Origin of the sequence: Ruminococcus sp. AF17-22AC, from assembly GCF_003460065.1 — a bacterium.
In the GTDB taxonomy this organism is placed as follows: Bacteria; Bacillota; Clostridia; order Lachnospirales; family Lachnospiraceae; genus Blautia_A.
Map to the genome: position 1 here is coordinate 27,802 of NZ_QRXT01000013.1, position 19,704 is coordinate 47,505.

General features: G+C 41.2%; 21 protein-coding genes and 1 pseudogene. 14 read left to right on the top strand and 8 right to left on the bottom strand.

What is annotated here, in order from left to right:
- Window positions 1-2 precede the first annotated feature (2 nt).
- The 3 genes from dusB to lysS all read left to right on the top strand — a co-directional run bounded on the left by dusB (window position 3) and on the right by lysS (window position 3,690).
- Complete coding sequence (gene dusB, locus DWW86_RS14685) at window positions 3-968, top strand: tRNA dihydrouridine synthase DusB (protein WP_181985369.1); 966 nt, start codon at window positions 3-5, stop codon at window positions 966-968.
- Between the two features lie 162 nt (window positions 969-1,130).
- A complete protein-coding gene (gene greA, locus DWW86_RS14690; RefSeq protein WP_015543439.1) occupies window positions 1,131-1,613 on the top strand; it encodes a transcription elongation factor GreA in 483 nt (160 codons plus the stop codon).
- Window positions 1,614-1,644: 31 nt separating this feature from the next.
- The gene (gene lysS / locus DWW86_RS14695) at window positions 1,645-3,690 is read left to right on the top strand and encodes a lysine--tRNA ligase (protein ID WP_117943830.1); all 2,046 of its coding nucleotides are present in this window, start codon (window positions 1,645-1,647) and stop codon (window positions 3,688-3,690) included.
- Window positions 3,691-3,870: 180 nt separating this feature from the next.
- Here the strand turns inward: lysS and DWW86_RS14700 are convergent.
- Window positions 3,871-4,071, bottom strand: a pseudogene (locus tag DWW86_RS14700) (TnpV protein); the annotation flags it as partial.
- A 530-nt stretch (window positions 4,072-4,601) separates the two neighbouring features.
- Between DWW86_RS14700 and DWW86_RS14710 the strand changes: the two are divergent.
- Together DWW86_RS14710 and DWW86_RS14715 are read left to right on the top strand one after the other, a co-directional pair.
- On the top strand, window positions 4,602-4,910 hold the full coding sequence (locus DWW86_RS14710; protein ID WP_026649468.1) for a type II toxin-antitoxin system RelB/DinJ family antitoxin: 309 nt from the start codon (window positions 4,602-4,604) through the stop codon (window positions 4,908-4,910).
- The gene (locus tag DWW86_RS14715) at window positions 4,907-5,245 is read left to right on the top strand and encodes a type II toxin-antitoxin system RelE/ParE family toxin (RefSeq protein WP_117943831.1); all 339 of its coding nucleotides are present in this window, start codon (window positions 4,907-4,909) and stop codon (window positions 5,243-5,245) included. The genes DWW86_RS14710 and DWW86_RS14715 overlap by 4 nt, the downstream gene beginning before the upstream one ends.
- A 397-nt stretch (window positions 5,246-5,642) precedes the next feature.
- On the opposite strand, the gene DWW86_RS14725 is transcribed toward DWW86_RS14715, so the two are convergent.
- Entirely contained in the window at window positions 5,643-5,996 is a 354-nt protein-coding gene (locus DWW86_RS14725) for a cupin domain-containing protein (protein WP_004614173.1), read from the bottom strand.
- A gap of 142 nt (window positions 5,997-6,138) precedes the next feature.
- Between DWW86_RS14725 and DWW86_RS14730 the strand changes: the two genes are divergently transcribed.
- Together DWW86_RS14730 and DWW86_RS14735 are read left to right on the top strand one after the other, a co-directional pair.
- Window positions 6,139-6,471, top strand: coding sequence for a winged helix-turn-helix transcriptional regulator (locus DWW86_RS14730; RefSeq protein WP_008373705.1), 333 nt, complete (start codon window positions 6,139-6,141; stop codon window positions 6,469-6,471).
- 149 nt (window positions 6,472-6,620) lie between these two features.
- Window positions 6,621-6,809 (top strand): hypothetical protein, encoded by a 189-nt coding sequence (locus DWW86_RS14735; protein WP_330392910.1) that lies wholly within the window; start codon window positions 6,621-6,623, stop codon window positions 6,807-6,809.
- Here DWW86_RS14735 and DWW86_RS14740 read toward each other — a convergent pair.
- Window positions 6,796-7,233, bottom strand: coding sequence for an Rrf2 family transcriptional regulator (locus DWW86_RS14740; protein ID WP_028087392.1), 438 nt, complete (start codon window positions 7,231-7,233; stop codon window positions 6,796-6,798). The two genes, DWW86_RS14735 and DWW86_RS14740, sit on opposite strands and share 14 nt — an antisense overlap.
- A gap of 154 nt (window positions 7,234-7,387) precedes the next feature.
- Here DWW86_RS14740 and DWW86_RS14745 point away from each other — a divergent pair, with 154 nt between their 5' ends.
- From DWW86_RS14745 to pepT, 5 genes are all read left to right on the top strand, one after another.
- Window positions 7,388-8,257: an SIR2 family NAD-dependent protein deacylase gene (locus tag DWW86_RS14745; RefSeq protein ID WP_117943832.1), complete on the top strand. Its 870-nt coding sequence runs from the start codon at window positions 7,388-7,390 to the stop codon at window positions 8,255-8,257.
- Window positions 8,257-9,105, top strand: coding sequence for an SIR2 family NAD-dependent protein deacylase (locus tag DWW86_RS14750; protein WP_117943833.1), 849 nt, complete (start codon window positions 8,257-8,259; stop codon window positions 9,103-9,105). The genes DWW86_RS14745 and DWW86_RS14750 overlap by 1 nt, the downstream gene beginning before the upstream one ends.
- Before the next feature lie 47 nt (window positions 9,106-9,152).
- A complete protein-coding gene (locus tag DWW86_RS14755) occupies window positions 9,153-10,130 on the top strand; it encodes an SIR2 family NAD-dependent protein deacylase (RefSeq protein WP_117943834.1) in 978 nt (325 codons plus the stop codon).
- Between the two features lie 140 nt (window positions 10,131-10,270).
- Window positions 10,271-10,951, top strand: a complete 681-nt coding sequence (locus DWW86_RS14760; protein WP_117943835.1) for a hypothetical protein — start codon at window positions 10,271-10,273, stop codon at window positions 10,949-10,951.
- A gap of 218 nt (window positions 10,952-11,169) precedes the next feature.
- Entirely contained in the window at window positions 11,170-12,390 is a 1,221-nt protein-coding gene (gene pepT, locus DWW86_RS14765; RefSeq protein WP_117943836.1) for a peptidase T, read from the top strand.
- Between the two features lie 42 nt (window positions 12,391-12,432).
- On the opposite strand, the gene DWW86_RS14770 is transcribed toward pepT, so the two are convergent.
- The 3 genes from DWW86_RS14770 to DWW86_RS14780 all read right to left on the bottom strand — a co-directional run bounded on the left by DWW86_RS14770 (window position 12,433) and on the right by DWW86_RS14780 (window position 15,630).
- Window positions 12,433-13,197 carry a TIGR03915 family putative DNA repair protein gene (locus DWW86_RS14770; protein WP_117943837.1) on the bottom strand — a complete coding sequence of 255 codons (765 nt, stop codon included), beginning with the start codon at window positions 13,195-13,197 and terminating at the stop codon, window positions 12,433-12,435.
- A 4-nt stretch (window positions 13,198-13,201) separates the two neighbouring features.
- A complete protein-coding gene (locus DWW86_RS14775) occupies window positions 13,202-14,746 on the bottom strand; it encodes a putative DNA modification/repair radical SAM protein (protein WP_117943838.1) in 1,545 nt (514 codons plus the stop codon).
- Window positions 14,747-14,847: 101 nt separating this feature from the next.
- Entirely contained in the window at window positions 14,848-15,630 is a 783-nt protein-coding gene (locus DWW86_RS14780) for an alpha/beta hydrolase (protein WP_117943839.1), read from the bottom strand.
- A 226-nt stretch (window positions 15,631-15,856) separates the two neighbouring features.
- On the opposite strand from DWW86_RS14780, the gene DWW86_RS14785 reads away from it, so the two are divergent.
- Both DWW86_RS14785 and DWW86_RS14790 read left to right on the top strand, forming a co-directional pair.
- Window positions 15,857-16,276, top strand: coding sequence for an SseB family protein (locus DWW86_RS14785; protein WP_072522613.1), 420 nt, complete (start codon window positions 15,857-15,859; stop codon window positions 16,274-16,276).
- Between the two features lie 279 nt (window positions 16,277-16,555).
- Window positions 16,556-17,638 (top strand): transglutaminase-like domain-containing protein, encoded by a 1,083-nt coding sequence (locus DWW86_RS14790; protein WP_286187739.1) that lies wholly within the window; start codon window positions 16,556-16,558, stop codon window positions 17,636-17,638.
- Between the two features lie 75 nt (window positions 17,639-17,713).
- Here the strand turns inward: DWW86_RS14790 and DWW86_RS14795 are convergent, their stop codons facing one another.
- Window positions 17,714-18,538, bottom strand: a complete 825-nt coding sequence (locus DWW86_RS14795) for a NifB/NifX family molybdenum-iron cluster-binding protein (RefSeq protein WP_117943840.1) — start codon at window positions 18,536-18,538, stop codon at window positions 17,714-17,716.
- A gap of 70 nt (window positions 18,539-18,608) precedes the next feature.
- The gene (gene bilS, locus DWW86_RS14800; RefSeq protein WP_117943841.1) at window positions 18,609-19,112 is read right to left on the bottom strand and encodes a flavodoxin family protein BilS; all 504 of its coding nucleotides are present in this window, start codon (window positions 19,110-19,112) and stop codon (window positions 18,609-18,611) included.
- Window positions 19,113-19,704: the final 592 nt, after the last annotated feature.

Sequence of the window (19,704 nt, forward strand, 5' to 3'; positions counted from 1 at the left end):
TTATGGAGATGAAGTGGAAAATCGGTTCAGTTGAGATGGAAAATCCGTTTATCCTTGCGCCGATGGCCGGTGTGACGGATCTTCCGTTTCGTATGCTTTGCAAAGAGCAGGGAGCAGGACTTCTCTGTACGGAGATGGTCAGTGCGAAGGCAATTTCTTTCCATAATAAAAATACGATTTCGCTGATGCAGATCAATCCTTCGGAGCATCCGGTGTCCATGCAGATTTTTGGAAGCGAACCGGATCTGATGGCAGAGGTGGCAAAGAGTATTGAAGAACAGCCTTTTGACATACTGGATATCAACATGGGCTGCCCGGTGCCGAAAGTAGTCAACAATGGTGAGGGCTCTGCGCTTCTCAAGAATCCGGAGCTGATTCGTGAGATTGTGACGCAGGTTTCTCATGCGGTAAAAAAGCCTGTAACAGCCAAAATCCGTATTGGTTTTGAGGGATATCCGGTGGATCCGGTAGAAATTGCGAAGATCATCGAGGATTCCGGCGCAGCAGCTGTAGCAGTCCATGGAAGGACAAGGCAGCAGTACTATGCAGGGGAAGCAGACTGGGATACAATCCGCAGGATCAAAGAGGCGGTTTCGATTCCGGTTATTGGAAATGGTGATGTGGATTCGCCGAAAAAAGCAGAAAAACTTGTCAGAGAAACGGGTTGTGACGGCGTGATGATCGGACGTGCGGTAAGAGGAAATCCATGGATTTTCCGGGAAATGAACCATTATTTTACAACCGGGGAATTACTTTCGAGGCCGTCATGGGAAGAAATCAAAGAGATGATTCTTCGTCATACGAGAATGCAGATTGAACTGAAGGGAGAATTTACCGGAATTCGTGAGATGCGTAAGCACATTGCATGGTATACAGCCGGTATGAAACACAGTGCAGGATTGCGCCGGGACTCCAATCTCGTAAGCAGTTATGAAGAACTTGAAAAATTGCTGGATTTTCGCGGTTAATCGCGGATTTCCAGCCTTTTTTGTCCTTGACAAGGCATATAGATTTCGGTATAATACAGGAATTGTGAATATCCTAGAATAAGTCTGCCCTTTTTGCGGTATGATAATTCTGGGAGAGTATATCCAATGAATATCCGGCTATTTTGAAAGGGTGTAAGGATTATGGAAGAAAAGAAGAATTTATTGACATATGCAGGTCTCAAAAAACTCGAAGATGAACTGCATGATTTAAAAGTAGTAAAAAGAAAAGAAGTTGCAGAAAAAATCAAAGAAGCAAGAGAGCAGGGTGACCTGTCCGAGAATGCTGAGTATGATGCTGCAAAGGATGAGCAGAGAGATATCGAAGCAAGAATCGAAGAAATCGAGAAGATCCTTAAGAACGCAGAGGTTGTAGTTGAGGATGAAGTTGACCTTGACAGAATCAGCGTTGGCTGCAAAGTAAAAGTATATGATTACGAATTTGAAGAAGAGATGGAATTAAAACTTGTCGGTTCTACAGAGGCAAACAGCCTGGAAGGTAAGATTTCCAACGAATCTCCTGTAGGTAAAGCACTGATCGGTGCACACACAGGTGATGTTGTAGAAGTTGAGATGCCGATGGGTATTATGAAATATAAAGTTCTGGAAATCCAGAGAAACGTATAAATAATCAAAAGAACAGAAGGAGGCCAAAGAAGTGGCAGAGCAGAAGAAGCAGGATACAAACCAGCTGCTGAAGGTTCGTCGTGAAAAGCTTGCAGACCTGCAGGCAAATGGAAAAGACCCGTTTCAGATCACAAAATTTGACCAGACACATCATTCACTTGAGGTGAAGAATCTCTATGAAGCACATGAGGCAGAGATCTTAAAAGACCGCAAGACTCCGGATGTAGAAGGTCTTGATGAAGCACAGGCAAGAGAAGTCCTCAAGAAGGACTATGAAGAAAGAAGAGAAATCATGGATGCGAGCCCGATCCACGTTGCGATCGCCGGCCGTATGATGTTCAAGCGTGTCATGGGAAAAGCTTCTTTCTGTAATATTCAGGACCTGCAGGGAAATATCCAGGTCTATGTGGCAAGAGATGCTATCGGAGAAGAATCTTATACAGATTTCAAGAAATCCGACATTGGAGATATCTTCGGTCTGGAAGGCTTTGCTTTCAGAACAAGAACCGGTGAGATCTCTATTCACGCTGAAAAAATGACTATGTTAACCAAGAGTCTGCAGATCCTTCCGGAGAAATTCCACGGACTGACAGATACAGATACTCGTTATCGTCAGAGATATGTAGACCTTATCATGAACCAGGACAGCAAGAACGTATTTATCAAACGTTCCCAGATCCTCAAAGAAATCCGTAACTTCCTTGCAGGGCGTGACTTCATGGAAGTAGAAACTCCGATGCTGGTTTCCAACGCAGGTGGAGCAGCTGCAAGACCGTTTGAAACACATTACAATGCACTGAACGAAGATGTAAAGCTTCGTATTTCACTGGAGCTCTATCTGAAACGACTGATCGTCGGAGGACTTGAGCGAGTTTATGAGATCGGACGTGTATTCCGTAATGAGGGTGTTGATACACGCCACAATCCGGAATTTACTCTGATGGAGCTTTATCAGGCATATACAGACTATGAGGGAATGATGGAACTTACAGAATCCATGTTCCGTTATCTGGCAGAGAAAGTATGCGGTTCCACAAAGATTTCTTATAATGGTGTAGAGATCGATCTTGGTAAGCCGTTTGCACGTCTGACAATGAATGATGCAATCAAGAAATATGCAGGAATCGATTTTGATGAAGTTGCAGATGACGAAGCTGCAAAGAAACTTGCTGACGAGCATCATATTGAATATGAGGCACATCATAAGAAGGGTGATATCATCAACCTGTTCTTCGAGGAGTACTGTGAGAAAGAACTGATCCAGCCTACATTTATCATGGATCATCCGATCGAAATCTCTCCGCTGACCAAGAAGAAACCTTCTGATCCAAGCAAGGTAGAGCGTTTTGAGCTCTTCTGTAATACATGGGAAATGTGTAACGCATATTCCGAGCTGAATGATCCGATCGATCAGAGAGAGCGTTTCAAAGCACAGGATGCTCTTGCTGACGCTGGTGATGAGGAAGCAAACCACACAGATGAAGACTTCCTGAATGCACTTGAGATCGGTATGCCGCCTACAGGTGGTATCGGATACGGAATTGACCGTCTGGTTATGTTGCTTACAGACAGCCAGGCAATTAGAGACGTACTTCTGTTCCCGACAATGAAGTCCTTAGATGGTGTAAATAAGAAAAATGATGTAAATAATACAGCTTCTGAAGCACCTGAAAAAAATGTAAAAACTGAGTCTGAAAAGATTGATTTTTCTAAGGTAAAGGTAGAGCCTTTATTTGAGGAATTTGTTGATTTTGATACATTCAGTAAGTCAGATTTCCGTGCAGTAAAGGTTAAAGAGTGTGTTGCAGTACCGAAGTCAAAGAAACTGTTACAGTTTACGCTTGATGACGGAACAGGCACAGACAGAACCATTTTAAGCGGTATTCACGCTTATTATGAGCCTGAAGAACTGGTTGGAAAGACGCTTATCGCTATCACAAATCTTCCACCGAGAGCGATGATGGGCATTGACTCTTGCGGTATGCTCCTCAGTGCTATCCACGAAGAAGAAGGCGAAGAAAAGCTCCATCTTCTGATGGTTGATGACCATATTCCAGCAGGTGCAAAGCTCTATTAAGATGATGTAAAGATGTACCGTTTTACCGAATAGACGGGACGTACTTCATTTGATAAAAAACTAAAAAAACAGCGATTTACATCAAACTTACATCAATTGATGCAGAAATCGGTGCAAGCAAGAAAAAATCGCATAATTGGCAGAATGAATGGGCAGTCCTGAAATCGGGATTGCCCATTTTTAGAAGAAAGACGAAAAACTCTTGACCTGCACGCAGCGTATAAGCTCACTCGAAACGATTTCCATAGCAGCACTGCGGATGTTGTTCATCCTCTGCACCCACAGCATTTGATTTTCCGCTTTGAGGGCTTCCGTAACGCCCTCTTTTTCGGAAAGCTGCTTTACCAGCCGAGAAAGCATTGCTTCTGCCTGCTCGTTGAGGTCTGCAAGGTAAGCCTTTCTTCCTCTGCTCTTTCAAACGGGTCGTCAAACATAATGGCAAGTTCTTTATGGAACTGTGATGACATTTCATCGTCATATCCATAGCAGTCAAGTGTGCGACTGCTTCTCTTTGCATACTTGTTCTAATTTCGGTTTGTATCGTCAATTACCTCTCCCTGTGCAATGGAAAGATGAACAAACGGAGAATATCTTTCTATAACAAGGGGATACTTCTCCCAAAGCTTTTTTACCGATAATTCCGTAATAATCGCCCATCTCTCATCTCCGGTATAACCGTTATATTCGTATTTAAGATTTATCAGTTTATCAAGTAAATGAAAAGCAGGAGAACAGTATTCGATTAAAAGAATGACAGGTGGCAGAGTCATTGAAGCAAATACAGATTTTTATAGATACCTTATCTGCCACCTGCCGTCTGCCAGTGTATGAAATTACGAAAACAGATTGCGAATCGCTTGCAACTTGCAATTAAACAAGATATAATGAAGAAAAAAGAGGAGGCGATATCTATGGCAAGAACAGCAAATGTATTTGCACGTGTCGAACCTGAAGTAAAAGAACAGGCAGAGCAGGTGCTTGATCGACTTGGAATTCCAATGTCCAATGCAGTAGGAATGTTTCTGAGACAGATTGTACTCCAGAGAGGAATTCCTTTTGAGATGAAACTTCCAGCTTATGAGGAGCCTGTTGCATATGGCTCTCTGACAAAGGAACAGTTCAATGCAGAAATAGAAAAAGGTATGGAAGATATTAAGGCTGGCAGAGTGTATTCAGCAGATGAAGTTGAAGCAGAAATGAAACGGGAATTTGGTATATGAAATATAAAGTGATGTATACAGCAGGAGCAAAGAAAGATCTGCGAAATATTTTCAGATATATTTCAGAGGAACTGTTAGATCCGGAGAATGCTGCAGGACAGGCAGAGCGGATTATGACGGCAATTCGGAAGCTGGATACTATGCCGAATAGAAATCGGCTCTATGAGGAAGAACCGTGGCACAGCAGAGGACTTCGATTCTTTCCGGTGGGTAATTATCTGGTATTTTACAAAACAGATGATGAAACTGAAATAGTATATGTGGTGCGAATTATGTATGGTGGACGTGATGTTCATAAACAGTTAAGCCAAACAGAAGACGTTTCAGTAAATTAAAACAGAATATGGAACAAAAACACGAGCAGTTAGTCTATGAAAAATAGGTTAGCTGCTTTTTTTATGCAAACAAGGAGGTGCCGTGTATGGGATATGCACGTAAAGATGTAGAGAAAACAAAGAAAATAGCAAAGAAATTTGTTCGCTATCAGGAAGGGGCAGAGCTTTACAGCATACCGCATTACTTATGAAGAGTGTGTTCAGATGGTTGGTCAGATGAAGGATTCTTTTGAAACAGATGTATTTGGTGTAGAAAAAGATGTGATGGTAAAACTGATAATGAATGTATTGATTTCCGCATAATTAGTGCAATGAGTGGGCAATTCCAATCGGGATTGCCCATTTTTAAAACAAACAAAAATACAAATCAAAATTTGCTGTGTCTAAATACTTTTAATTAGCCGATTACGGCATCCTCTGCTGTAAAATGTTCCAGAGAATTTTCTTTTACCTGAATGCAGATATAAGTAATTCCAGAAATATCGGATGCAAAAAACTGACGCTTTGCAGCAGGTGCGATTTTTAGCCAGTCTCCAGTTGAAAGGCTGATTTCTTCTCCATCAATTATGGCTTTGCCGTTACCTGAAAGAATTCCATAGATTTCTTCATTTTCTTTATGAGAATGAACAAATGGGACATTTGCTCCTGCAGGTAGTTCGTTTAAACTGATTTCTGCACCTGTTAAAGACAACTTTTCATGCAGCTCAATTCGGTTTTCCTTTCCAATAGTTGTTTTTGTGTAATTTGCCATAATAATACCTCCATAGTTAATTTGTAGTTTCTGGTTGCTTGGTATTAGTATAGTGTGAGACACATACAAAAACAAGTACGCACCTTTTTGTAACTGTACACTCAAAAATGAATGTGTTACAATAGAATCGGAGGTGAGAATTATGCGAGCAAAAGAAGAATTACCGGAATGCCCAGTTGCAACAGCAGTATCTCTTATCGGAGGAAAATGGAAACTGCTGATTTTGCGTAACTTGAAAGAGCGTCCATGGAGATTCAATGAGCTACAACGAAGTATAGATGGTATTTCACAAAAGGTTTTGACAGATAGTTTAAGACAAATGATGAGTGATGGGCTGGCATATCGCCACGATTACCATGAGCAGCCACCGAGAGTTGAATACGGCTTAACGGAACTCGGAACAAAAATGCTTCCAATTGTTAATTCACTTGCTGACTTTGGTAACTACTATAAATCAATTATTGAACAGAATTAAGGACGTTAGTATTTGAAGAGCTCGAACAATTCAAGTTTGTAGAATTCAAAAATTTAATATGAAATGTGAGATAGAGCGTATGGAAATTAACTATACGTTCTATTTTTTTGCCTTTTTTGAAAAAGTGATTAAAAAACTATTGACATTTTGTGACTGGCAAGACAGCTAAGTCGACTTTGATTTCCTGCGGTGCCAGACTTTCACCATTTGATATTCAGGAGCTTCGAGAAATCATGTCGTATGACGAAATGGAACTGGATATGATCGGCGATCAGAGAACAGCCATGTTTGTCATCATCAGTGATACCGATGACACATTCAATTTTAAAGGTTTTTAACTTTCCTGATTTTAAAATAATACCGATCAATAATATCCTGCAATGTAATGGATTTCATTTTTTCATCTACCATATTTTGAATTTCATGATAGAAGTCTCCAATAGCAAATTGAATGTTGATACCGATTCCACAATCCGGATTGGTATCTGTGTCCAGGTGAAGCAGCGGCTTATCGCCCTCTACGGCTCGGTAGATGTCATACATATTGATTTTATCTGCCGATTTTGCAAGAGCGGCATTCGCATGACCTTGTGTGTTGACAACAATGCCTGCATTTTTCAGGGTTGCCATAAGCTGTCTGACATAAGCCGGGTTTGTCTTGATACTTTCTGCAATTTTTGTGCTGGAGAGTTGTTCGTCATCTCCAAGAGCAATAAATATAAGAATATGAATGGTGTCACTAAGCTTTGTGGAATATTTCATTTGTCACCTCGAATTTTCTTCTTGCAATTTTTAAACTTACATGATAATATAACTTTAATGCTTGATGTAAATTTAATTTTAACAAGTAAAAAAATAAAAGTCAAGCAAAATAAAAAGTGTGAAATCTGATATAAAAAAGGAGATAAAGTGGTGTATGCAAAAGGAGGAACAAGTCAGTTTTCTGGCAGAAAAAATCCGTCAGGCAGATGCCGTTTTGATAGGCGGTGGTTCTGGTCTTTCCAGTGCGGCGGGATATGACCATTATCATTGGCTACCCTATATGGAGGAATGTTTACAAGATTTCAAGGAGTGGTATGGACTGAAATCTCCTTTTGACGGTTTTTACTACTGTTATTCATCGCCGGAACAACAGTGGGCATATTATGCACGTTACATACAAAGTATGTGGGATGCACCTACAGGGCAGCCATACTATGACCTGCGTGATATTGTGGCGGAAAAAGAAGTCTTTGTTTTAACAACCAATATAGATATGCAGTTTGAACGGATTTTTAAGAAAGAAAGGATTTGCGATTATCAAGGTAACAGCGGCTATGTTCAATGCAGTCAGCCTTGCCATGACCAAATTTATTCCAATGTAGAAATGATTCGCAGGATGAACGAAAATATCCGGGAGCTGCGTGTTACTTCCGAGATTCTGCCAAGATGTAATGAGTGCGGGAGAATCATGGTTCCCTGGGTAAGGGATGATACATTTTTGGAGGGAAAAGACTGGAGGGAAGGTGTAAGGCGATATGAGAATTTCCTAAAAAAATATCTCATGAATGGAACAGATAAGAATGTTGTACTGCTGGAGCTGGGGGTTGGTGAGATGACACCCAGTATTATTAAACTTCCTTTTTGGGAAATGACATACAAAAATGAAAAGGTGTTTTATGCCTGTCTGAATCAGAAGAAATCCTCAGCTCCAGAGCATATAAAAGACAAAAGCATTTATATAGCAGGAGATTTGGCAGAAACCCTGCGGGATTTAAAAGAAAACATAGCGGGGAAGGAAATGTGATGAAGATGAATGTATATCAAGAGATAAGTCAAATCATCAAAGAAGCAGATGGTATTTTGATTGGAGCCAGTAATGGTTTGTCTATCGCAGAGGGATATAATATTTTTGCAGATGACGCATGGTTTCAGGAAAATATGGGAGATTTCAGAGAAAAACACGGACTGCGTTGTGTTTTACACGGATTTTCAGTGCCAATGAAGGTAGAAGAAAAGTGGGCGTTTGTAAGCAGACTTGTTAAGGCAAAAGCTATGCAGGATGAGCCGAGTGAGATTATGAAAAACATCTATGCACTAGTAAAGGATAAAGAATATTTCGTGGTAACTTCCAATGCGGAGGATCATTTTGTGCCGGCAGGTTTTGAGTCAGACCGTGTTTTTGAAATGGAAGGGAAATTAACCCAGATGCGGTGCAAGAACAGATGTCATGACGAGGTCTATCCTAATCAAAAAGCAGTTCTCGCCATGACAGAAGAGGAAGTAAACGGAAGAGTACCCAAAGAGTTACTGCCGAAATGTCCAAAATGCGGTGGAGATATGGAAGTAAATTGGGGTGAGATATCCTCGTTTACAGAAACGAAAAATTGGAAGGAAAAGGCTGCCCGCTATCAAGAATTTATTCAGAATTTACATGGAAAGAAGCTGGTAATTCTGGAATTTGGCATTGGTTGGAGAAATCAGATGATTAAAGCTCCTTTGATGCAACTAGCAGCGGTAGAACCACAGGCAAGATATATCACATTTAACAAGGGCGAAATTTATATTCCAGAGGAAATCAAAGAAAAATCCATCGGTGTGGATGGTAATCTTACGGTAGCGTTAAAGGAAATCAGAAAGGGAAGGATAGATTAAGTAAAGTGGTTAAAGATATTACAGTTGTGAGATAGGAGAATGAAAAAATGAGCTGTTATGAAAATTTGGTAATGAAAACACAAATGAACTATTCCAGACACTATAGTACCTATGCATCCGGCGGTACTGCTGTAGTGTTGAGCAAACAAAAACCACTTTCTTATGAGGAACAGATTCAGGAATTTGTTCGCAGAGTGCAGGAGGCAGAGTGTATCATAGTAGGCGGAGCATCCGGTTTATCAGCGGCTGGAGGTGGTGACTTTTATTATAGTGATACCCCTTCTTTTCGTGAGCATTTTGGAAAATTTGCAGATAAGTATGGATTCAAAGGTGCTTTTAGCGGCATGATGCATCGGTTTTCTACAAGAAATGAACACTGGGGATATGTGGCAACCTTTTTAAATACTACACAAAATGCTCCTATCAGAGAGCCATATCTGGATTTGGATAGAATCTTGCAGGGAAAGGATTTTCATATCTTAACGACTAATCAGGATACACAGTTTGTAAAGATTTATCCGGAAGAAAAGGTCAGTGAGATTCAGGGAGATCATCGTTTCTTCCAGTGTTCTCAGTGCTGTCAGGATGAAACATGGGATGCCGTACAACCTGTGGCAGATATGATTGCGGCTATGGGAGAGGGGACAATGGTGCCGGATGAACTGATTCCTCGCTGCCCTCATTGTGGTGCGGAAATGTTTCCGTGGGTAAGAGGATATGGGAATTTTCTGCAAGGGAAAAAATACGAAGAAGAATATGAGAAAATCTCAAAATACATTCAAAAGAACAAAGATAGAAAAATTCTCTTCATAGAACTTGGAGTAGGGCGCATGACACCGATGTTTATACAGGAACCGTTTTGGGAACTGACAAACAGTTTGAAAGATGCATATTATATTTCCGTAAATTCAGAATATCAGTTTTTGCCGGAATTCATTGAAGATAAGGGGATTGCTATTTTGGGAGATATAGGAACAGTGTTAAAAGATTTGCGGAAAGCAAAAGAGGAAAGTATATTTGTATAGGATACTTGTTCTTGATATTCCACTTAATGGAGAAACATTAGAATATTGATTGATACAAAACTGCACTCAGAGATATGGTGGGTGCAGTTTTGCAATGCAGAAAAATGTCTGAAAGAACATAAGGAGGAGCAGAATTAAGAATGAAAGAGAACACGTATAAACCACAGATTCCGGACATGATGGAAGCAATATTTGATGCAGCGTATCTGATTTTTGATCTGGTAGCTGCAATTTTGTTTTTTATATATGCAAAAGGAAACACATTATTTGTGCTTTATGGAATTTTGACATTGACGCTTTGTGGAGGGGATGCTTTCCATCTGGTGCCAAGAATTATCAGAGCAGTACGCGGAACCAGCGATAAGATAAAAAGACAGCTTGGCATAGGATTGCAGGTATCATCGATTACAATGACGGTGTTTTATATTATTCTGATGTATATCTGGAAGTTTACGTTCCCGGAATTTACGATACCGGTAGCAATCGAGGCCATTGTCTGGATATCGGCGGTTGTCAGAATTGTGATATGTCTGTTCCCGCAGAATAACTGGTGTACAGATGAAGGAAACATGAAATTATCGATCATCAGAAATACAGTCTTTGCAGTGACAGGCATCGGAGTCATTATTCTGTATGCGATTTCCGGAAATGCAAATGGATATCATATGACAAGAATGGTTGCAGCGATTATTATTTCGTTTGGTTGTTATCTTCCGGTAACGTTATTCAGCAAAACAAAACCGAAGGTTGGATTATTGATGATTCCAAAGACATGCGCCTATATGTGGGTTATAGCGATGGGACTCCAGCTTTTATTTTAAGCAGTTAGTCTGTGAAAAACAGGCTGGCTGCTTTTTTCGTCGAGTGGTACAAGATGATAGAAAAAGAGTGCTTGATTGTGTTATACTCAGTTTAAAGTATGGGGAGTATAGATGGACGATTAAATCAAGAAAAGTGGATATTCGATATGAAAAGTGGACATTCAGGACAAAAAAGTGGACATTGAAATATAAATTCAAGAAAAAGAGGAGCAAAATATATGAAGGTACAGGAAAGGCTAATCAGTTATGTGACAGTGCGGACACCGAGCAATGAAGAAAGTGAGACGGTTCCGTCTTCGATGTGTCAGTTTGATCTGGCACGAAAGCTGGAAAAAGAAATGCAAGAACTTGGTCTGACAGAAGTCGTTCTTGATGATAAGTGCTATCTGTATGGTAAACTTCCGGCGACGAAAGGAAAAGAAAATATTCCGGCGCTTGGATTTATTGCACATATGGATACCGTATCGGATTTCTGCGATCACGAAATCCATCCGATAATTACAGAAAATTATGATGGTGGAGAGCTTACACTTGGGACAAGCGGTCTGATATTAAATCCGAAAGAATTTCCTCATCTTGCAGAATTGAAAGGTCGTACACTGATCACCTCAGATGGAACAACGATTCTGGGAGCAGATGACAAGGCAGGAATTGCCGAGATTCTGACTATGATTGAAAGAATCCAGACAGAAAAATTGCCGCACGGAACAATCTGTGTGTCATTTACTCCGGATGAAGAAATCGGAATGGGAGCAGAGCATTTTAATTTAGAACAGTTTGGAGCAGAGTATGCATATACACTGGATGGAGATACAGAGGGAGAAATCCAGTATGAGAATTTTAATGCATGTAAGGCAGAGTTTGAAATCAGAGGGTTTAATGTACATCCGGGTGAAGGCAAAGATACAATGATCAATGCCAGTCTGGTTGCAATGGAAATCAATAGTTGTCTGCCGTCTATGGAGACACCGAGAGGAACGGAAGATTATGAAGGATTTTATCATCTGATCAGTATGCAGGGCGAAGTTGGTGAAGCGAAGCTGAATTATATTGTGAGGGATCATGATAAAGCAGGGTTTGAGGAGAGAAAAAAGACACTCCGTCTGATTGAGAAAAATTTAAATGAAAAGTGGGGCGAAGGTACGGTAACACTCAAGATCACCGATCAGTACCGCAATATGAAAGAAATTGTGGAAGAGCATATGCACCTGATAGATCATGCAAAGAAAGCATGTGAGACAGCAGGTGTAACACCACTTGTTCTTCCAATCCGTGGAGGCACAGATGGCTGTCAGTTAAGCTTTAAAGGACTTCCGTGCCCAAATCTCGGAACAGGAGGCCATGCTTTTCATGGACCTTATGAACACATCAGTGTAGAAGGAATGGAAAAGAGTGTGGAGATCCTTCTTGCACTGATTAAAGAATATACAGAAGAATAATTTATAAACCGGTGCCGGGCATAATGCCCGGCATTAACTTTTTCAGGGCTTAAATTCCACGGCATGTTTCCTTTTCCAGAGTGGAAAAAGATTTCTCTGGCAGATATAATTCCTGCGCTGTTCAATGCTGATCGCATGAAAAAAGGTCTTCCACATATCTGTATATTCATCTTCATAGGATTCTGTCTGGCGCAGAGTTTCGAATTCTTCGTCTGTCAGGTAACGCAGATAGTTTTCGCCGTCTTTTACGTGTACACAGGCCGTCTTGCGGTTATCATCAATGATCATCCAGTGTTCGGAGGGCATACGGTCTGAGAAATGGTTTCCGACCAACATGATCACGTCATTTTGGGGCTCCAGATGACAGACATAAACTTTAGAATCCAGACTCTGAAAACGGGCAAATTCGCGGAAATGGTGTGCCTCATTCGATACTCTTCGGCGAATTTCCAGGAGTTTCATGACATGTGGATTGGTATATTGTCCAAGTACGGTGCTTCCGACTGCAAAACCCACACGCAAAAAGTTATAGATTGCCTGCAGAGAGTCCTCATCTGCACACAAAGTGGCATAGTAAACGTTCAGGTATGCTTCCTCGGAAATGCTTCTGCGGATGGAACGGATTACTTTTTCTGCTCTGGAGGCGTCTCCATCTATATGAATGTATTCATCAAATAATGTCTGCTGAAATACAGGTTCTTTTTTTAGCTGAATCTGGTTATGGCCGATCCGCAGAGCCTCCGACCATGCGTCGTAAATACAGGTCATGATGTCTGTCAGGCGGTCTTTGCAAGTGTATACTTTCATATGTTTATCCTATTCCGAAATCGGCAAGGGTCATCTGAGAGTATGTCTCATTGGCATGTTGCATTTTCCAGAGATCCTTCGTATCTACATGAATTAATTGTCTGGTAATATAAGCCTCTTCGATGGGGGTATGATACATCTGCTTTCCTCCACAGGTAATAAAATAGTGTGCGCGTTTCAGTACGACACCCATTTTTTTCAGACTTTCGAAGGTTAAGCGTCCGTATTTCCGGGCATAGGTGATGCGGCTGGCTGATTTGGGACCGATACCGGGAACACGAAGTAAGGTGGCATAAGAGGCCGTTTCTACTTCTACTGGAAAATGTTCCAGATGGCGCAACGCCCAGTCACACTTTGGATCCAGCAGTTCATTAAAGTTTGGCTGAGACTCAGATAACAGTTCCGTTGCCTGAAAACCATAGAAACGAAGAAGCCAGTCTGCCTGATACAGGCGATGCTCACGCAGAAGTGGTGGAGGTGTTCCGAGCTGAGGCAGGTTGGTATCGTCATTTAGTGGAATATAAGCGGAGTAAAAAACTCGTTTCAGATCGAATCCCTGATATAATGCCTGTGTCGTTTGCAGCAGGGTATAGTCACTCTCTCCGGTAGCGCCGATGATCATCTGGGTGCTTTGCCCTGCCGGCGCGAAGCTGCGCCTCAGATCTGACATGTCGAGAGGAGCCAGCTGGCAGGCATTTTCCCAGGTCAGAGCATGTTTGCAGAGTTTGTTTTCACCTGGAAAGGAAGAGGTTTTTTGAAGATGCTTTTCTGAGTGAAAACTGCCATGGAGTCGTGCATCTGTATTTTGCGCATTAAGTTTTTCTTTGAATTTATTCTTGGAATTATCCGAAAAGATACTATGGTTTAAAAACTGATTTCCACGGCTTCGTTCCATGTATGTGGACTTTCCGATCGCCATCCGGTGAGATGCAATCGTACTCTGTACTTTCCCCATAGGATTTAAGATGTTCTGCATGGTTTTATTTGGTGCCAGTGAACGCAGAGCATCCTCAGTAGGAAGTTCCAGATTTACACTGATACGGTCGGCCAGATAACCGGCTGCGGCAAGCAGCTCATCTGATGCGCCGGGAATTGTTTTTACGTGGATATAGCCATTAAAATGGTATTTCGTACGGAGCAGAAGCAATGTCTCGCACATTTTTTCCATAGTATAGGTAGGATTGCGCAGGACACCGGAACTCAGGAACAGTCCTTCGATATAATTTCTTTTGTAAAATTCAATTGTCAGTTCACAAATTTCCTGAGGCGTAAAAGTGGCGCGCTTTACATCATTGCCGGATCTGTTGATACAATATTTGCAATCATAGGCACAATGATTTGTCATCAGGATCTTGAGAAGGGAGATACATCTTCCGTCTGCAGCAAAACTATGACAGATGCCGCATGCTTCTGCATTGCCGAGCTCTCCTTTCTTTCCCCGGCGGCTGGAACCGCTTGAAGTACATGCAACATCATATTTTGCTGCGTCTGCAAGAATCTGTAGTTTCTCCTGTGTGGTGTAGTTTTCATTTACAATTGAGGTGGTCATATTTGTATTATACAAACATCTGTTCGAAAATACAAGAGAAAATAGAACAAATGTTTGCGAAACCATATAATCTTATTACAAAATATCCTGTATAGTCAGTTTTATGGATTAATAATAAAGCGTTCCACACGATCCATTGTAGTTTTCAGGATGGAAAGATCGGTCTGCACATCGCCGGTTTCCAGAGAATGGTTGGCATTTTTGGTAAGGAAAAGAGGAACTTCTTTTTGTGTTGCGAGTGCCTGAACAGAATCTGTTTCGGCCCACGGATCAGCAGTGCCGTGAAAGGCAATACTTCCCTGGAGTGGAAATGAAAAAGTTTCTGCCAGTGGAGTAAACAGGATACTTTTTACCTTTAAATTGTGTCTGAAAGCATAGGCAGAAGATATGGCTGTGCCAATGCTTTTGGAAATAAAAAGAATACTGCCATAGGAACTCCAGTCAATGCCGTGCAGAAGCTGTTCTGTCTGTTCCGAGGCAAGTTCAAATGCCTGTTTCATTTTGGCAGAATCGCCCCTGATGTTTTCAGGGAGCGTGCCATAAGACACGGTCTGAATCTGATAGCCGTGTTTTTTTGCAAGACGGGTTGTGTAATAAAGAAGTGGTTTGTCAGCAGTATATCCGATGCCGGGAAAAATAACAGCCAGTTTTGGCGCATTTTTGTCTGCTCCGGCAGTGTATGCGGAAGCTTTGTCATAGAGCATCTGCTCATGAAGTTTTTCCTGAAGATCCTTTAAAGTGGTGGAAGTCATACAGAGATCTGACGGAAGGTAATCATAATCTGTGATGACACCGTTTTCTTCCGCAGAATAAACAATGTGTGAAGCACCCATGAGCTCCATATCTTCTTCAATATCTGAAAGTAATTCTTCGTATGTTTTCATTTTGATCAAATCCTTTTTATAATGTAGGGGTAAAAAACAAGATAATTATGGCATGTTTTAGCGGAGCTGGCAAGAAAATCCGTTGTTGCTCATAATAGCAATTGTGGGATTCGTCATTACAAAAGTATAAGTCAGGACAAGAGAGTGTGCATAACGATATTGCCCGTTTACTCTTGTGATGGTATCATAAAATATAAATAATAAATATTTTCAGAGGAGAACTCAGATGGCAATATCACAGGATGAGACATTAAAAGGAAATGAAAAAATAGAAGAAGCAATTCTGGGATTACAAAAAGAAACTTCGCAGGAAATGCTGGCGCATGTACTTACGGTTATCCGCCGGAGAATGAACGAAAACGGACAGGTGATCGTTGCTGTGGAGATGAATCCCGGAAATACTCAGATGGCAGTAAAAAGTGTCCAGACTGAAGATGGAAAATGTTGGTGGTATGCGTTTACCAGTTTTGATGAGGAGATGAAAGGCCCGGAATCGGTAAAATCCACTTTTTTGACGGATATAGGGAAATTGTTTGATGCAGCAATGACTGTTCCGGAAATCGAGGGTGTGATTCTGAATCCGTGGAATCGTACGATCATGCTTGATAAGCAGCTGATCCGAATCATCAAACCAGAAAACAAGTAAGAATTAAGAAAATCGATATTAAGTCCCTGTTCAATCTGGAAGTGCATATTCCGGCACCGGGTGAAGAAATATGGGAGATTTTATAGATGCAATAGAGGATAACCAGGAGTATAATAAAGGCATAATCAGATTTAACGCAAAGGAGAAGAGCGTGTATGAAAAAGAAACCTATTACCGTATCATCCATCCTGAGCATATTTCTATTTTTGGCAATAGCATTTCTGATCATAGGATGTTGGAGTATCACCGGTAAAGGCCGACTTCGAACAAAAGATACAATTGAACCGCTGCTATGCCAACGGCAGTGAAATCAACATTGAATCCTATGTTCAGGGAAGCCAGTATGATTATGTACAGATTTATCGTGCGGACGGAGCCCCGTCGCAGGGAAGTACCTTTGTACTTTTAGATCAGATGCTTATCTCAACCAATTACTGGTATTCGGATTCTTATGGAGGAAAGTACTGGTATACATCAGGGGATAATGACAAAATAACCTGCTTTTCTCATTCTTGCAGTGTAGATGAAGATGTTGTTTCTGCAACAGTCAAATTATCCGCTCCGGTAGTGACAAGATGCCATTCTTATAACAACAAAAATGTTAAACTTTGTTGGTGCTGCACTCCAAAAGCCAAAGGTTACCAGATATACAAATACACTGGAAAAAAATGGAAACGAATAAAGACAATTAACAAAAAATCTACTCTCACTTATACAGATAAAAAAGTAAAAGAAGGAAAAACCTACAAGTATAAAATCCGTTCATACAGCGTTGTATCCGGGAAAAAGATTTACAGCAGCTTTAGCTCTGTTCGTAAGGTATCACTGAAACGTCTTACTGTGCGTGGAGATTACAAGGCCAACAGTGTCTATGGCCCTTCGCTGAATTCCAGCCAGCTTATGCAGGTTCGAAGAGTTGTTCAGAGCTTCAAGACCAATTATATCCGAAAGGGAATGAGCGAGTATGATAAGGCTCTTGCAGTTTTCCTTTATCTGAGAAGCAACTGCAGTTATGCGAGACGTGGCTTGCAGTACAATAATGCCAATAATGCATGGGGAGCCCTCGTTTACAACGAAGCTCAGTGTTCAGGTTTTGCCAGAGCCATGAAAGCGCTCTGTGATGGAGTCGGAGTCAAGTGCAAATATGTACATGCAAATTCCAAAGCTGTTAATCCGAGTCATCAGTGGAATGAGATCCGCATTAATGGCAAGTGGTATATTGTGGATGCCCAGAGTGGATTTTTCCTTGCCGGATCGCACACCTGGAAAAATATGATGGGTATGCGTTGGAATACGAAAGGTCCTCCTAAATGCAGCGCCAGTGATCACAAAAAATTTGGATTTTATGGCAGTATTGTATAATAATGTTTGAAATAACATAAGAGAAGCCTCCGCTTAAATCTTACGATTTTGAAGCGGAGGCTTTATTTTATATATTTATTTTACTTCCACAAGTTCAATTGTGAAGTTCAGTTCTTTGCCTGCCATTTCGTGGTTTGCATCAAAAGTGATCGTTGTTTCTTCTTTTGCGGCTACTTTAACCGGGAATGGCTGTCCGTACTGGTTGGACAGATATACCTGCTGTCCGACCTCCAGATTCTCTGAACCAGGAAGCTGTGCAATCTCAAGTGTAAAGATAGCATCCGGATTTGTCTGTCCGTAAGCTTCTTCCGGCATCAGATGAACTTCTTTGATCTCGCCGATTTCCATGTTTGCAACGGCAGCATCAAAGCCTTTGATCATCTGTCCTGCACCGCAGATAAATTCCAGCGGTTCTCCGCGGTCATAGGAAGAATCAAACTGGGTTCCGTCGTTGAAGGTTCCTTTGTAATGTGTACGGCAGGTTTTTCCTACGTTTGGTCCTGTGATATCACTCTTGTGGCCACCGCATCCGCCGCAGCTTCCTCCGCAGGAATGACCTTCTTCGTGGTGATGGTGGTCACAGTTTGCTCCTGTAGAAACCAGTTCACCTTTCAGATATGCTTCAACAACATCATCAGTGTTTCCCTGTGCACCGGCAACCATCTCAATTCCTGCCTCTGTGAGAGCTGTCTGAGCGCCTTCGCCGATACCACCACAGATCAGAACATTGATACCCTGTTCAGCCAGAAGTCCTGCCAATGCGCCGTGTCCTGTTCCGTTGGAACCGATCACTTCGCTTGAAACAACCTTGTCGTCTTCTACTTCATAAACTTTGAAGTTTTCTGTTTTTCCAAAATGCTGAAAAACATTTCCGTTATCATAAGTAACTGCAATTTTCATTGTAAAAATCCTCCAATTCATACTATATTGCTCAGATTAGTATATCTTGTCAGGCAAATAAAAGCAACCTCTATGCAGTTACCATTTTTTGGAGTCTGTCCAAATCGGCAGCATCCGGATGGGATAATGCTTTGTCAAAGTTCTCAATCAGCATGTCCAGATGCGGCATAGGATCTGGCTGCTCTTTCATTTTTACATAACGTGCTCTTACAGAGCCCGGCATCCTGCCCTGACACATATACTCCCCAACCACGGTATTGCTCTCATTAATAAGCTTTTTGACATTGTCAAGGATATTTGTGAAGTACTCTTCACTGCCACCGAATCCGGCTGTCCCAAACAGAAAGATTTTTCTGTTTTTCAGCTTCGCCAGCAGTTCTGCTGTAGCTTTGTCCGCACTTCCCTTATCTGTCCAGAATCCAATATACAATGTTTCTGAAGCAGGAACGTCTCCTTCAACTGCACCAAAAAGATCGCAGTTTTCCTGCGGCAGTGCCTCATGGATCGCATCAGCCAGTTTTCTGGTGTTTCCTGTTTTACTGTTAAATATAATTGAATATCTGTCTTTGTTCATCTCTCAGCGCACCTTTCATTATTTTTTGTTATACCTATTGTAGTCTTCTTACTTATATTAATGCAATAAGATTTTTTTGATAAATGGTATGACCGTTATATGAAGTTGAGGACAAGAAGATTATTGGAACTGAACTTCAAGATTGAACTTGTCGAAGTAAAATAATCAGCCTGAGTCAGAAACATAGCGCGGTTTTTGTCATATAATGTCGAACTGTTTTTATGGACGGAAAGACCATAACGTGCTACCATTAAAGAAATAAAGTTGTAACAATTCTACAGAACATATCTTTTTCTTTAATGAGCAACAGCCTCATGTCTGACATTCAAAAACTGTTCTGGTTGATAAGGGGAATCTCCATGTTTCAGTCAATATTGTTGGATGGATTTCCACAGGAAACAAAATATGTACGAAAGAAAAAGACCAGAGCGAGAAGTTCTGGCCTTTTTCTGTAGATGGTATTCCGTGAGGTGCTTTGCCATGAAGATGATAACATACAGAGACATGCAGAATCCCGTTGCATTGTTGAGGGAGTGAAGATTATAATGAGGTAAATGGTAATTATCCGGCAGGTAGTAACAGTGAGGGTGCT